The following is a 13,676-nucleotide window of genomic DNA, read 5'->3' as shown; positions in this document are numbered from 1 at the left end:
CTGAACGCATGGAGACCTCGCTCGAGCAGGATGATCGGCTGGCCGCGGCAACGCGCGAAGCCGTGACCCTGCTCGAGCAGGGGGCTCCGGCAAAAGCTTCCGCGATACTGGAAGCGGCCTTGGGCGAGGCGCAGGGTGATACGACCGCGTGGACCGTGCTGGCCCGCGCCTACCAGCGACAGAGCAACTTCGCGGCGATGGTGCGCAGCGCCGTGATGGCGCGCAAGGCCTCGCCGGAGGACGCCCGTGCGCAGGCTCTCGAACTCGAAGCGCTGGTGCTGCTGGGAGACATCCCGACCGCCCGGCAACGCGTCGTCGAATTGTCCGAGGGCACAGACACCGCAGCCGAGCGGCTCGACGCACTCGCGCAGACGGCCACGCAGATCGCCGACTACGAGCTCGCGGCCAGCCTCCTGCTGCGCGCCTGCGAGGCTCGGCCCGCCCATCCGCGATACCGCTTCAATCTCGCCGCCGCGCAGGTTGCCCTGGGTGACTTCCGGCAGGCCGAGGAAAACCTCCGGGCAGTGCTGAAGGCGGAGCCGCTCGACGGCGACGCGCGCTACAATCTCTCCACCCTGCGGACACAAACGCCCGAGCAGAACAATCTGGGCGATCTCGGGCGCGTTTTGCCACGCATGCAGGGCCGCCGCGATGCGTTCGCGGCGCATTTCGCCTGCGCCAAGGAGCTGGAGGATCTGGGCCGCCATCCGGAGAGCTGGCAGGCCTTGGAGCGCGGGAACACCCTGCGCAGGCAAGCCATGCAGTACCGCGTGCAGGCTGACGCCGAAACGATGCGCCAGATTGCCGCGTGCTCGGCCGGGAGCGGCGAGGGTGGGGCGGGCCATAAGGATGCTGCGCCGATCTTCGTGGTCGGCATGCCGCGCTCGGGCACGACGCTGGTCGACCGCATCTTCGCCAGCCACCCCGACGTTGCCAGCGTCGGTGAGGTCAACGACCTAGCGCTTGCGATCATGGAGCAGACCGGTCCCGTCGGCTCGAAGCAGGAGCTGATCGAGAAATCGCATGGCGGCCCCGCGCAGGCGATCGGCGCCAATTATGCGCAGCGGATGCACTGGCGCGTGCCCGACGCCCCGCGCACCGTCGACAAGACTCCGCTGAACTTCCTTTACCTCGGCCTTATCGCCCGTGCCCTGCCCAAGGCGACCATCGTCAGTGTCGAGCGCGATCCGATGGATATTGCCTTTGCCGTCTACAAGACGCTGTTTCGCATGGGATATCCCTTCGCCTACTCGCTTGACGATATCGGCGAATATCTGATCGCGAAGCACCGGTTGATGGCCCATTGGCACGAACTGCTGGGCGATCGCATCCACCATGTCCGCTACGAAGATCTCGTGCAGGATCAGGAGGGGGAGAGCAGGCGGCTGGTCGAGGCTGCGGGGCTCGAATGGGACGAGCGTGTGCTCGCCTTCCACGAGGCCCGTTCCCCCAGCGCAACGGCCAGCGCGGCGCAGGTGCGCCAGCCCATTCACAACCGGTCGGTCGGTGCCTGGCGGCGCCATGAAGCGCATTTCAAGGGACTGTTCGACAAGCTGTCGCGGGCAGGGGTGATCCAATGATTTCGAAGGTCAAAATCATCTTGAGCGGGTTGATCTTTTCGCTCCCCGGAGCCGCAATGGCGTCTGGCGAGGCATTGCTGCCGACCTCCCATTTCGCTCCTCCCGAGGTGCCGAGCGAACCGGCCGAGAAAATCGAAGGCTCTCTGGAGATCGGGGAAGGCGGGGCAGCCCTGTTCGACCTGCATGCCAACAGCTTCAGGATCGATCGCAAGGCGCAGGAGCTGGAGACGATTCCGGCGCTGCGGGTCGATCTGGTGCAGGATGGCAGCCGCATCCTGCCGGTGCAGCGCGGCCCGATCCGCGGCACGCATCCCCACTGGGAATGGATCGTCCAGCCCGGTGAAGCGTGGAGCGATGAAGACGGCGTCACCTGGCTTTCGCTGCCGGTTGCGCTGGCGGAGCGGAACGCGAACTGCGTTCACAACGGGCTGCTCAAGATCAACCTGTCCGACCCCGGACAGCCCGCAGACTTCCAGATCGCCAGCGAAACCTGCGCCTATCTGCAATTCGACATGCGCGCCGGCCTGCCCGTGCGTTTCACCGCCCGCCCGGTTCCCAACGCGCCGGCCGTCATTGCTGCGGACAAGCGCGAACGTGCTGCCCGCCTGCCCGAAAAGCCGGTCAGCACGCTGCCCTTTGCCGATCGCCTGGCAGCGGAGGATCAGGTTCCGGCAGGGGCGCTGACCGCCTACGGCACCGTGCTGGAAGGCACGCACTATGTATCCGACTGCCCGACCCGGGCAGGCCCCTATCCCTTCTGCGCCGAGCTGGTGCTGCCATCCTACAGCTGGGCCAAGTCGATCTTCGCCGGTGTTGCCGCAATGCGGCTCGAACATCTCTATCCCGGCGCGATGCAGCGCAGAATCGCCCCTTACGTGGGTGGCTGCGATGAGGACGGCTGGGGAGACGTGACCGTGTCGCACGTCCTCAACATGGCGTCGGGCCACTACAACAGCCGCGAGTACGAGGTCGACGAGGGCTCTGCGACAATGCAGAAGTTCTTCCTGGTCGAGGATCATCCGGGCAAGATCCTGATCGCCTGCAAGGCCTTCGGCCGCCGCACCGATCCGGGCAAGCGCTTCGTCTACCGCACCGGCGACACCTACATTGCAGGCACCGCGATGACCGCCATCCTGCGCACCGAGCGGCAGGAGGCGAGCGCCGACCTGCACACCGATCTGCTCGCGCCGATCTGGCAAAAGCTCGGCCTCTCCGCGCTGATGGACGCCCCGCGACGGACCTATGACGAAAGCGCGATCCCGTTCTCTGGCTGGGGCTTGTACCTGACCCGCGCCGATCTCGCCCGCATCGCCGCCTTCCTCCAGCGCGGCGGCACGATCGACGGCGAGGCGTTGCTCGATCCCGACATGCTGGCCGAGGCTCTGCAACAGGGCGATGCGCCCCATGGCCTGCGCGCGGCGAGCGACGACCAGCGCTATCGCAACGGGTTCTGGGCGTGGAATGCCGGCCCCTATCTCGGATGCGATGCCGACCGGTGGATACCGCTGATGTCAGGCTTCGGCGGGCTCACCGCCGCGCTGCTGCCGGGCGAGAGGCTCTACTGGCATGTCAGCGATGGCGGAACTTACCGCTGGGGTGCGTCGGCCAAGGCCATTCACGAATATCATCCGCTGTGTGGGGAAACCGAATGAGCGCCGCAACACTGACCAGAATGAAGGTCGATCCGGCGGGCATGCTCGCGGGCATCATGCTCAGCTTCCTGGCGACGGCGGGGCTGTTCTACGTCAACATCATGGCGGCCATCGTCGATGGACTGATTACCGGCCTCGGCCTGTCGGAGAGCGAGGCGGGCCTGATCGGCTCTGCCAATATCTACGGCGCATCGGTGGGTGCGCTGATCGCGGTGGTGCTCATCAAGGTCGTCCCGTGGCGACCTGCGGCCTATACCCTGCTGGTACTGCTGATCGCGCTCGATCTGGTCTCCATGCCGATCGAAAGTCCCGAGGTGTTGCTCGCCGTACGCGCCTTGCATGGCCTGGTGGGCGGCATGCTGGTGGGGACCGCCTTCGGCGTGATCGCCCGCACCGCGCAGGCCGACCGCACCTTCGGCATCCTGCTGTTCGTCCAGTTCGGCCTCGGCGGGCTCGGCGTGATGACCTTGCCGCAGCTGGTGCCGATCTATGGCACGCAGGCGCTGTTCATTGCGCTCGCGCTGTTCAGCTTCGCCAGCCTCGTGATGTTGGTGTTCCTGCCCGCTTTCCCGCCCAAGCCGGCCACCACGCTGGGCACCGGCAAGATCGAGTGGGGGCCGCTTGTCCTGACCCTGCTGGCGATCTTCCTGTTCCAGGCCGGGAACATGGGGCTGCTCGCCTATATCTTCCGGCTCGGCCTCGCCTATGATCTGGACCGGACCTACACGAGCTATGCGCTGGGGCTGGCGACCTGGGTCGCCCTGCTGGGGCCGCTCTGCGTGATCGTGATCGGGACGAAGTTCGGGCGTTTCCTGCCGCTGGCGCTGGTCATGCTGCTGACGCTCGCGGGCACCGCCATCTTCCACTGGAGCGCGCATCCTGCGGCATACCTGATCGCCAACTGCGGCACGGGCATAACCTGGGGCATGGTGATGGCCTACCTGCTGGGCATGGCATCGCAGTTCGACGGGGCCGGACGGACGGCGGCGGCGGCGGGCTTCGTCTCGAAGATCGGGCTTGCTTCCGGCCCCCTCGTTGCCGGGCAGCTGCTCGGCAGTGGAGGAGACTACGGGCTGCTCATCAACGTCGCCATCGCCACCTTCGTTCTCAGCGCAGTCGTCATGCTGTTTCCGGCCCGGTCGCTCGACCGGAGCAAGAGCGGATAACTGGCTCCAGATTTCAAGAAATTCTGGACCTATCGCCAGCGTCTTCCGAGTGGGATGTCGAGCGGAGAGGGAGCGAAGAATGAACCATATGCCGCGATTTTCCAACGCCGACCAGCAGATCTGGCAGGCTCTCGTCGATGGCGAGCCGCGCGCTGCGGCGGGCGAAAAGACCTTCACGGTGCGCAACCCCGCCAATGGAGGCGTCATCGCGACGGTGGCCGATTGCTCCTGTGATGATGCACTCTCAGCGATCGACGCGGCGCAGCGCGCCCTGCCCGAATGGCGTGCCCGCACCGCAGCAGAGCGGGGTACGATCCTGCGCCGCTGGTACGACCTGATGATCGCCGAGGAAGACACGCTGGCACGTCTCATCACTGCGGAGATGGGCAAACCGCTGGGCGAAGCGTTGGGCGAAGTGCGCTACGGCGCGGGCTACATCAAGTGGTTCGCCGAGGAGGCAGAGCGGGTCTATGGCGAGATCATTCCCGCGCCCGTCGGCGGCGCAAAGGCCTTCGTGACGCGCGAGCCTGTGGGCGTATGCGCGGCGATCACGCCGTGGAATTTCCCCAGTGCCATGCTGATGCGCAAGGTTGCGCCTGCGCTGGCGGCGGGGTGCACGATGGTTGCGAAACCGGCAGAAGATACACCGCTATCCGCGCTCGCCGCCGCGCAGCTGGCGATCGAGGCAGGCGTGCCCGCAGGGGTGTTCAATGTGGTCCCCACCAGCGACGCGGCGGACGTGGGCCGCGCGCTGACCGAGAGCGAGGTGGTCCGCAAACTCTCCTTCACCGGATCGACCGGAGTGGGCCGCAAACTGCTGGCGCAATGTGCGGGCACGGTGAAGCGGACCTCGATGGAACTGGGCGGCAATGCGCCCTTCATCGTGTTCGCCGATGCCGATCTGGATGCAGCGGTGGACGGGGCGATGGCCTCGAAATACCGCAACGCGGGCCAGACCTGCGTGTGCGCCAATCGTTTCTACGTTCAGCGCGAGATCCACGACGCCTTTTGCGCGAAGCTGGTCGAACGGGTCCGCGCGCTCAAGGTGGGCGACGGGGCGCAGGATGGAACCGAAGTCGGGCCACTCATCAATCAGGCCGCGTTGGACAAGGTGTCGCGCCTGCTCGCAGAAGCCGTCGAGGGCGGGGCGCGCATCGCGACCGGCGGGGCGAGCACGGAAGGCCTGTTCTTCGAGCCAACCGTGGTCGCCGACGTTGCCCGCGATGCGAGCATCGTGCGGGAGGAGATTTTCGGGCCCGTAGCACCGATCATCGCCTTCGATACCGAGGAAGAGGTTGTCGCGGCGGCCAATGACACGCCCTACGGGCTCGCCGCCTATTGCTACACCCGCGATCTCGGCCGCGCGTGGCGGATGAGCGACGCGCTCGAATACGGAATGGTGGGTCTGAACGAAGGCATCATCTCATCAGTCGCCGCGCCGTTCGGCGGGATCAAGCAATCGGGCATGGGCCGCGAAGGCTCGCGCCACGGGATCGAGGATTATCTCGAAATGAAGTATATTCGCATGGGAGGGCTTTCGGCATGAGCGCTACACTCGCACAGGACGCGGTAAAGGCAGAGGTCGTCGGCAACGCGCAGTGGCAGGAGCGCAAGGACGCGGCCATGGCGCGCGGCGAAGGCAACCTGGCGCCGATCTTCATCGATCGTGCGGAAGGCTCTCAGCTGTGGGATGTCGAGGGCCGACGCTATCTCGATTTCGGCACCGGCATTGCGGTGGTCAACACCGGCCACCTCCATCCCAAGGTGAAGAGCGCGGTTGCGAAGCAGCTCGATCACCTCAGCCATAGCTGCATCATGATCACGCCCTATGCGAGCGCGGTCGAACTGGCCGAGCGTCTCAATGCGCTGGCCCCGGGCGATACGCCGAAGAAGACGATGTTCGTCACCACCGGCGCCGAGGCGGTCGAGAATGCAATCAAGATTGCCCGCTCGCACACCGGCAGGCGCGGGATCGTCGCCTTCGATGGCGGCTACCACGGGCGCACGATGATGACGCTGGGGCTGACGGGCAAGGTGGCCCCGTACAAGACGCGCTTCGGGCCGTTTCCCGGCGAAATCTATCGCGCGCCGTACCCCATTGCGGGCCACGGCGTGACCGAAGAGGCTTCCCTCAAGGCGCTCGACACGCTCTTCCGTACCGATCTCGACCCGTCCGACTGCGCGGCGATGATCCTCGAGCCGGTTCAGGGCGAAGGCGGGTTCTATCCGGCCCCGACGGCATGGATCCGCCGTCTGCGCGAGATCTGCGACGAACACGGCATCGTCCTCATCGCAGACGAGGTGCAGACCGGTTTCGGGCGCACCGGCAAGATGTTCGCGAGCGAATATGCGGGCATCGAACCCGACCTGATGACCATGGCCAAGGGCATGGCGGGCGGCTTCCCGATTGCAGGCGTCGTCGGCAAGGCGGCGATCATGGATGCGGTCGATCCGGGCGGGCTCGGCGGCACCTATGCAGGCTCGCCGATCGGCTGCGCGGCGGCGCTCGCCGTGCTCGATGTCCTGCAAGAGGAAGGGCTGGTCGAACGGGCGCTCGCGATAGGCGCACGCTTCGGTTCGGCATTGAAGGACTTGCAAGATGCGCATCCCGATCTGATCGGCGAAGTGCGCGCGGATCGCGGGGCGATGATCGCGCTGGAACTGGTGCAGGACGGATCGATGGAAAAGCCCAATGCGGCGCTGCTCAAGTCCGTCATGGCTGAATGCCATAAGCGCGGCCTCATCATTCTGGCCTGCGGGATGTACGGCAACGTGATCCGGTTCCTGCCCGCGCTCACTATCTCGGATGAAGAGATGGTCGAAGGGCTCCGTATCTTTGGTGAAGCATTCGAAACGGCAGTTGCGGCCGGCTGACGGTCAAGGTGCCGGGCCTTCACAAGCTGCATTGAGTCGGGGAGTCCGTCCGGGCTCTCCGAACGCAAATCCACGTGGCCTCGTGTAGCCGGGACCGAACGCCCCAGCCATAATTCGCGCTCGGAAAGCGCCATCGGATGTCGGCGGGATATTCCTAGGCTTATACGAGCACGACGGAGGCGCTGAGATCCGCTTGAGAGCGCGGTGTGCGCCTCGGAAACCCCAATGGGGCTGCCATGCTCAAGCGGGCGGGGAAGGGCCACCATGCTGCATCAATTGCGCGGCGAGGAGAAGCCGCTGCAAGGGCCGAGGAGCGCCCAGCGCCCCTAAATGTACAACTTTTAACGGTTACCTGCATAAGAATGGGATGCAGGTGGGGCACGTCGAGGCGAAGCGGGATGAAGGCTGTGCCGAGGTCGAAAACTCGATGACTCAGCACCCATTCTGCAACAGCACTGTCGCAAACTGATTCATCCCACAGGCCTGCCCCATGGGGTGGCCTGCGGTTGCGCAAAATTTTAAATTTGAACAAAAAAGAAATTGGTCGGGGAGAGAGGATTCGAACCTCCGGCCCCTGCCTCCCGAAGACAGTGCTCTACCAGGCTGAGCTACTCCCCGACCGGATGCTTGCGGGGCGGACCCCGCGAGGCAGAGGCGGCCCTATAGGTGTGGATCACCGCACACGCAAGCGGACATTCGTGGAAGAATTGTCCTATTGGTCCGGCCCTGGCCAAACGAGCGCACAACGTGTCCGAATCGCATTACGAGCAACAATACCTCGACCTGATGGCGCGCATCTGGCGCGAGGGCGACGAACGCGTCGATCGTACGGGCGTGGGCACCCGGTCGATCTTCGGTGCGCAGCTGCGTTTCAGCCTTGCCGATAACGCGATCCCGCTGCTCACCACCAAGCGCGTTTTCTGGAAGGCCGCCGCGCGCGAGATGCTGTGGTTCCTCACGGGGGAGACCAACATCCGCCCGCTGGTGCTGCAGGGCGTGAAGATCTGGAACGAGTGGCCGCACGCGCGCTACGTCAGGGAAACGGGCGACGACATTGCGCTCGACGAATTCGTGCAGCGGATCGCGGACGATGAATCTTTTGCCGCGCGCTGGGGCGATCTCGGCCCGGTCTATGGCAAGCAGTGGGTCGACTGGCCGACCTACCGCTATCGCCCCGATGGCCTTTACGAGAAGGGCGATGGGATCGATCAGGTTTCTCAGGTGATCGAGAGCTTGCGCACCACCCCCGGCAGCCGCCGCCACATCATCGAAGGCTGGAACGTCGCGGAGCTGGACCGGATGGCGCTGCCGCCGTGTCACAAGACCTACCAGTTCCATGTTGGCGCGGATGGCACGCGGCTCAACTGCCTGCTCTACCAGCGCAGCTGCGACGTGGCGCTGGGCCTGCCGTTCAACCTGTTCGGCGCCGCGCTGCTCACCCGGATGATCGCGCAGCAGACCGACCTGGAACCGGGCGAACTGGTGTGGATGGGGGGCGACACGCACCTCTATCTCAACCACGAGGCGCTGATTCGCGAACAGCTGGAACGGGAACCGCGAGGGCGCCCGACGCTTGAGATTAGCAGGCGCGCACCGAGCATCTTCGGTTACACGATCGAAGATTTCGCGGTAAGCGGCTACAGTCCGCACGCCGCCATCAAGGCCCCCGTCGCGGTCTGACGACGCGGAATGGCCAGCGCTTGACCATTACAGGCGCACGCAATATCCGGTCGCGTGAGAGAAACAATGCGTCTTCGTTGGGAAGACGCCGGGAGAGAGACGCATGGCCGACCGGCCCAAGCGAAACGCAGACGGCAAGAACCAGCCGCACCTCACCCTGCATGTGCCCGAGCCGAGCTATCGGCCGGATGCAGACGATGTGGATTTTTCCGCGATCGAGATACCCGAGGCAGGCGCCCAGTCGCGGCCCGACGAGGCATGCGACCCTGAGGAAACGCATGGTCTGTGCACGGACCTGATCCGCGTTCTGGGTGACGATAACCGGGCGCACGGGCCGTGGGACCCCAAGCTCGACCCCGATACCTTGCGCGAAATGCTGCACCACTTTGCGCTGGTCCGCGCTTTCGACGAACGCATGTTCCGCGGTCAGCGGCAGGGCAAGACCAGCTTCTACATGAAGTGCACCGGGGAAGAGGCGACCAGCATCTCCACCGCGATGGCGCTCCAGCCCGACGACATGGTGTTCCCCAGCTATCGCCAGCAGGGCGTGCTGATCGTGCGCGGCTATCCGCTGATCGAGATGATCAACCAGATCTATTCGAACAGCGGCGACAAGCTGAAGGGTCGCCAGCTGCCGATCATGTATTCCAGCCGCGAGCACAGCTTCTTCAGCATCTCCGGCAACCTCGCCACGCAGACCCCGCAGGCGGTGGGCTGGGCCATGGCGAGCGCGATCAAGAACGATACCCGGATCGCCGCGACCTGGGTGGGTGAGGGCAGCACGGCGGAAGGCGACTTCCACGCCGCGTGCACCTTCGCCAGCGTCTACCAGGCGCCGGTGATCCTCAACGTCATCAACAACCAGTGGGCGATCTCCAGCTTCTCCGGCTTTGCGGGCGGCGAGCAGGCGACCTTCGCCAGCCGCGCGATCGGCTACGGCCTCGCCGGGCTGCGGGTCGACGGAAACGATCCGCTGGCGTGCTACGCGGCGGAGAAGTGGGCGGCGGACCGTGCGCGGACCAATGCCGGGCCGACGCTGATCGAGTTCTTCACCTATCGCGCGGAAGGCCATTCCACTTCGGACGATCCCTCCGGCTATCGCAGCGCGCAGGAGCGTGAGGCATGGCCGCTGGGCGATCCCGTGGTGCGGCTGAAGAACCATCTCATCGAGCTGGGCGAATGGGACGAGGAGCGCCAGGCGGAGATGGACCTGAAGGCGGCCGAAAAGGTCAAGAAAGACACCAAGGAGGCCGAGAAGAACGGCATCCTGGGCCATGGCATGCACCAGCCCTTCCATACGATGTTCGAAGACGTGTTCGAGGAAGAGCCCTGGCATCTGCGCGAGCAGAACGAGCAGTCGCAGGCCGAACGCGACAAGAAGTATCCGGACGGGGTGCCGCACTGATGAGCGAGACGAAAGACAAGCCCAAACCCAAGCAGGGCCGCGACGCCACTGGCGACGATCGCCGCCTCAACATGATCGAGGCGATCAACGACGCGCTCGACGTGGCGATGGGCCGCGACGAGAACGTGGTCGTCTTCGGCGAAGACGTCGGCTATTTCGGCGGGGTGTTCCGCTGTACTGCAGGCCTGCAGGAAAAATACGGCAAGTCCCGCGCGTTCGATACGCCGATTTCGGAATGCGGGATCATCGCAGCCGCCATCGGCATGGGCGCCTATGGCCTGCGTCCGGTGCCCGAAATCCAGTTCGCGGACTATATCTACCCCGGCTACGACCAGATCATCAGCGAGGCGGCGCGCATCCGTTATCGCAGTGCGGGCGAATACAATGTGCCGATGACCGTGCGCACGCCCTTCGGCGGCGGCATCTTCGGCGGGCAGACGCACAGCCAGAGCCCCGAATCGCTGTTCACGCACGCCTCGGGCATCAAGACCGTGATCCCGGCCACGCCCTACGACGCGAAGGGCCTGCTGATCTCCTGTATCGAAGACAATGACCCGGTCATCTTCTTCGAGCCCAAGCGCATCTATAACGGCCCGTTCGACGGCTTCTTCGACCGTCCGGTGCAGAACTGGAAGTCGCACCCGGACAGCGTGGTGCCGGAGGGGCATTATTCGATCCCGCTCGGCAAGGCGCGGCTCGTGACCGAGGGCGACCAGCTGACCGTGCTGACCTACGGCACCATGGTTCACGTCGCCAAGGCGGTGCTGGAGGAGAAGGGCATCGAGGCCGATATTCTCGACCTGCGCACGCTCGTCCCGCTCGACATAGAGGCTGTGGAAAAGTCTGTGAAGAAGACGGGGAAATGCATGATCGTCCATGAGGCGACGCGCACCTCCGGCTTCGGTGCGGAGCTTTCCGCGCTGGTGCAGGAACGCTGCTTCTACCACCTCGAAGCGCCTATCGCGCGTGTGACCGGCTTCGACACGCCCTATCCCCACAGCCTCGAATGGGCCTTCTTCCCCGGCCCGGTGCGCATCGGCGCGGCTCTCGACAAGATCCTGAAGGACTGAACCCCATGGCGAAATTCACCTTCAACCTGCCCGACATCGGCGAAGGCATTGCCGAGGCCGAAATCGTGGCCTGGCACGTTTCGGTTGGCGACATGGTCGAGGAAGACCAGCAGATCGCCGACATGATGACCGACAAGGCGACGGTCGAAATGGAAAGCCCCGTCGCGGGCAAGGTCATCGAAGTCGCGGGCGAGGTGGGTGACACCATCGCCATCGGTTCAATGCTCGTCACGATCGAGGTCGAAGGCGAAATTCCCGACGACGTGGCGGAAGAAAACGCCAAGGCTGCGGAAGCGGACGCCGATTCTGCGCCTGCCCCCGCACCGGCCCCTGCGCCCAAGGACGACGAGGTGGAAGAGCGGATCGAGGTCGAGAACCCGGACGCCAGCGATGCCGACGATGCGCACGAGGCGGATCCCGAGCCTGCGCCGGAACAGCCGGTCGAAAAGAGCGCGCCGAAGGCCGATACCAAGGTCCTCGCCAGCCCGGCGGTGCGCAAGCGCGCGAAGGATCTGGGTATCGATCTGGCGCAGGTAAAACCGGCCGAGGATGGTCGCATTCGCCATGGCGATCTGGACCAGTTCCTCGCCTATTCGGGCGGTTATTCGCCTGCCAGCGGCCCCCGAGAAGACGAGACCGTGAAGGTTATCGGCATGCGCCGCCGGATCGCGCAGAACATGGCGGCGTCCAAGCGCAACATCCCCCATTTTACTTACGTGGACGAGGTCGACGTGACCGCGCTGGAAGAGATGCGCGCGCAGCTGAACGAGGGGCGGGGCGAAAAGCCCAAGCTGACGATCCTGCCGTTGCTGATCACCGCGATCTGCCAGTGCCTGCCCGAATTCCCGATGATCAATGCCACCTATGACGACGAAGAAGGCGTGGTGACGCGCCACGGATCGGTCAACATGGGCATGGCCGCGCAGACGGACGCGGGGCTGATGGTGCCCGTCATCAAGAATGCGCAGGGGCAGAACCTGTGGCAGCTGGCGCGCGAGATCGGTCGATTGGCCGAAGCCGCGCGGACCGGCAAGGCGAAGTCGGACGAGATGCAGGGCGGCACGCTGACCGTCACCTCGCTCGGGCCTCTGGGCGGCATTGCCACCACGCCCGTCATCAACCGGCCCGAAGTCGCCATCATCGGCCCTAACAAGATCGTCGAGCGGCCCATGTTCGTGACCGGCGCGGACGGTGTCGAGCGGGTGGAGAAGCGCAAGCTGATGAACATCTCGATCAGCTGCGATCACCGCGTGGTCGATGGCTGGGATGCGGCGAGCTTCATCCAGGCGCTCAAGAAGCGTCTCGAATCGCCCGCGCTTATTCTGGCGAACTGATCAGCGGACGACCGCGCTGTAGGTGAACACGCCGCGCCCGCGTGCGGCGCGCGGGTTGGAGACATCCCAGCGGATGTTCGTGACATCCGCCGATGTCGCGGCGCGGCCATTCACCCGCAGCTGCGACAGGTGGCCCCAGGTCCGCCCGCCATCCACCGAGACTTGCGGCGTGTCCCGACCGCTGCCCCGGAAGGCGAGCCTGCGCGGCACGCGGCTCGAAATGGTGAAGGGCCGATCCTGCGGGCTGCGCCATGCCAGCATCAGCACCACTGTATCACCGCGCTCCAGCGTTTCGGCGGGCGCGAGGACGCGTTGGACGGCGCCGTCACGCTCTTCGGAAGTCTCGACAAAAACCTCGCGGTCGATCTCGACCAGCGATTGCGCGCCGGCTGCGCTGGCCATGGCCAGGGCGATCGCTGCGATCTGCATTTTCATACGCATGGAAACGGCCCCCCTGCCGGTTTCGCGGATTGCCGACGGGTCTCGCAGGGAAAGCTCAAAATAGCGTAAACACGCCGCTAACCACGTTGCGCACAAAGGATTTGAAAAAGGGGTGTCGGTGGCCATTGACACCTTCGCGGGTGTGGCTTAAGCGCGCCGCTCCCACGCAGCGGAGACACCTTCTCCCTCGTGTTTGCGCGGGTGTAGCTCAGTTGGTTAGAGCGCCGGCCTGTCACGCCGGAGGTCGCGGGTTCGAGTCCCGTCACTCGCGCCATTTCATTTCCGAAATGTCGCCCGACCGCCGATTGGCGTTGCGTCCCTACGTCCGCTCATGCACCGCATGGCGCACACGGCAGAAGGACCCGCAACGATGATCACGCTCCACCATCTCGAATATTCGCAGAGCTTCCGCATCCTCTGGCTGCTGGAAGAGCTGGGCGCGCCATACGAGCTGAAGATCTACGAGCGCGATCC

General features: G+C 65.0%; 10 protein-coding genes, 2 tRNA genes and 1 pseudogene. 11 read left to right on the top strand and 2 right to left on the bottom strand.

What is annotated here, in order from left to right:
* The first annotated feature begins 8 nt into the window (after positions 1-8).
* The 5 genes from ADAD_RS16095 (at position 9) to gabT (ending at position 7,272) form a co-directional block, all read left to right on the top strand.
* Positions 9-1,580, top strand: a complete 1,572-nt coding sequence (locus ADAD_RS16095) for a tetratricopeptide repeat-containing sulfotransferase family protein (protein ID WP_010415070.1) — start codon at positions 9-11, stop codon at positions 1,578-1,580.
* Between the two features lie 20 nt (positions 1,581-1,600).
* Positions 1,601-3,232, top strand: coding sequence for a serine hydrolase (locus tag ADAD_RS16090; protein WP_158005196.1), 1,632 nt, complete (start codon positions 1,601-1,603; stop codon positions 3,230-3,232).
* A complete protein-coding gene (locus tag ADAD_RS0114040; RefSeq protein ID WP_202796498.1) occupies positions 3,229-4,398 on the top strand; it encodes an MFS transporter in 1,170 nt (389 codons plus the stop codon). The genes ADAD_RS16090 and ADAD_RS0114040 overlap by 4 nt, the downstream gene beginning before the upstream one ends.
* A gap of 79 nt (positions 4,399-4,477) precedes the next feature.
* Positions 4,478-5,944: an NAD-dependent succinate-semialdehyde dehydrogenase gene (locus tag ADAD_RS0114035; RefSeq protein WP_010415063.1), complete on the top strand. Its 1,467-nt coding sequence runs from the start codon at positions 4,478-4,480 to the stop codon at positions 5,942-5,944.
* Positions 5,941-7,272, top strand: a complete 1,332-nt coding sequence (gene gabT, locus ADAD_RS0114030; RefSeq protein ID WP_010415060.1) for a 4-aminobutyrate--2-oxoglutarate transaminase — start codon at positions 5,941-5,943, stop codon at positions 7,270-7,272. The genes ADAD_RS0114035 and gabT overlap by 4 nt, the downstream gene beginning before the upstream one ends.
* 541 nt (positions 7,273-7,813) lie before the next feature.
* On the opposite strand, the gene ADAD_RS0114025 is transcribed toward gabT, so the two are convergent.
* Positions 7,814-7,890 (bottom strand) — tRNA-Pro (locus tag ADAD_RS0114025).
* Between the two features lie 129 nt (positions 7,891-8,019).
* Here ADAD_RS0114025 and thyA point away from each other — a divergent pair.
* The 4 genes from thyA to ADAD_RS0114005 all read left to right on the top strand — a co-directional run bounded on the left by thyA (position 8,020) and on the right by ADAD_RS0114005 (position 12,761).
* Complete coding sequence (gene thyA / locus ADAD_RS0114020; RefSeq protein WP_033193416.1) at positions 8,020-8,952, top strand: thymidylate synthase; 933 nt, start codon at positions 8,020-8,022, stop codon at positions 8,950-8,952.
* 103 nt (positions 8,953-9,055) lie between these two features.
* Complete coding sequence (locus tag ADAD_RS0114015) at positions 9,056-10,357, top strand: thiamine pyrophosphate-dependent enzyme (protein WP_010415056.1); 1,302 nt, start codon at positions 9,056-9,058, stop codon at positions 10,355-10,357.
* Positions 10,357-11,427 (top strand): alpha-ketoacid dehydrogenase subunit beta, encoded by a 1,071-nt coding sequence (locus ADAD_RS0114010; protein ID WP_010415053.1) that lies wholly within the window; start codon positions 10,357-10,359, stop codon positions 11,425-11,427. The genes ADAD_RS0114015 and ADAD_RS0114010 overlap by 1 nt, the downstream gene beginning before the upstream one ends.
* Positions 11,428-11,432: 5 nt before the next feature.
* Complete coding sequence (locus ADAD_RS0114005; RefSeq protein ID WP_010415050.1) at positions 11,433-12,761, top strand: dihydrolipoamide acetyltransferase family protein; 1,329 nt, start codon at positions 11,433-11,435, stop codon at positions 12,759-12,761.
* Here ADAD_RS0114005 and ADAD_RS0114000 read toward each other — a convergent pair whose 3' ends face one another.
* Positions 12,762-13,202: a hypothetical protein gene (locus tag ADAD_RS0114000; protein WP_237700836.1), complete on the bottom strand. Its 441-nt coding sequence runs from the start codon at positions 13,200-13,202 to the stop codon at positions 12,762-12,764.
* 197 nt (positions 13,203-13,399) lie between these two features.
* Here ADAD_RS0114000 and ADAD_RS0113995 point away from each other — a divergent pair.
* Positions 13,400-13,476 (top strand) — tRNA-Asp (locus ADAD_RS0113995).
* 96 nt (positions 13,477-13,572) lie between these two features.
* Positions 13,573-13,676, top strand: a pseudogene (locus ADAD_RS16875) (glutathione S-transferase family protein); the annotation flags it as partial.

The organism is Citromicrobium sp. JLT1363 (genome assembly GCF_000186705.1).
Taxonomy (GTDB): Bacteria; Pseudomonadota; Alphaproteobacteria; order Sphingomonadales; family Sphingomonadaceae; genus Alteriqipengyuania.
This window is presented reverse-complemented; position numbering and strand designations above follow the sequence as displayed.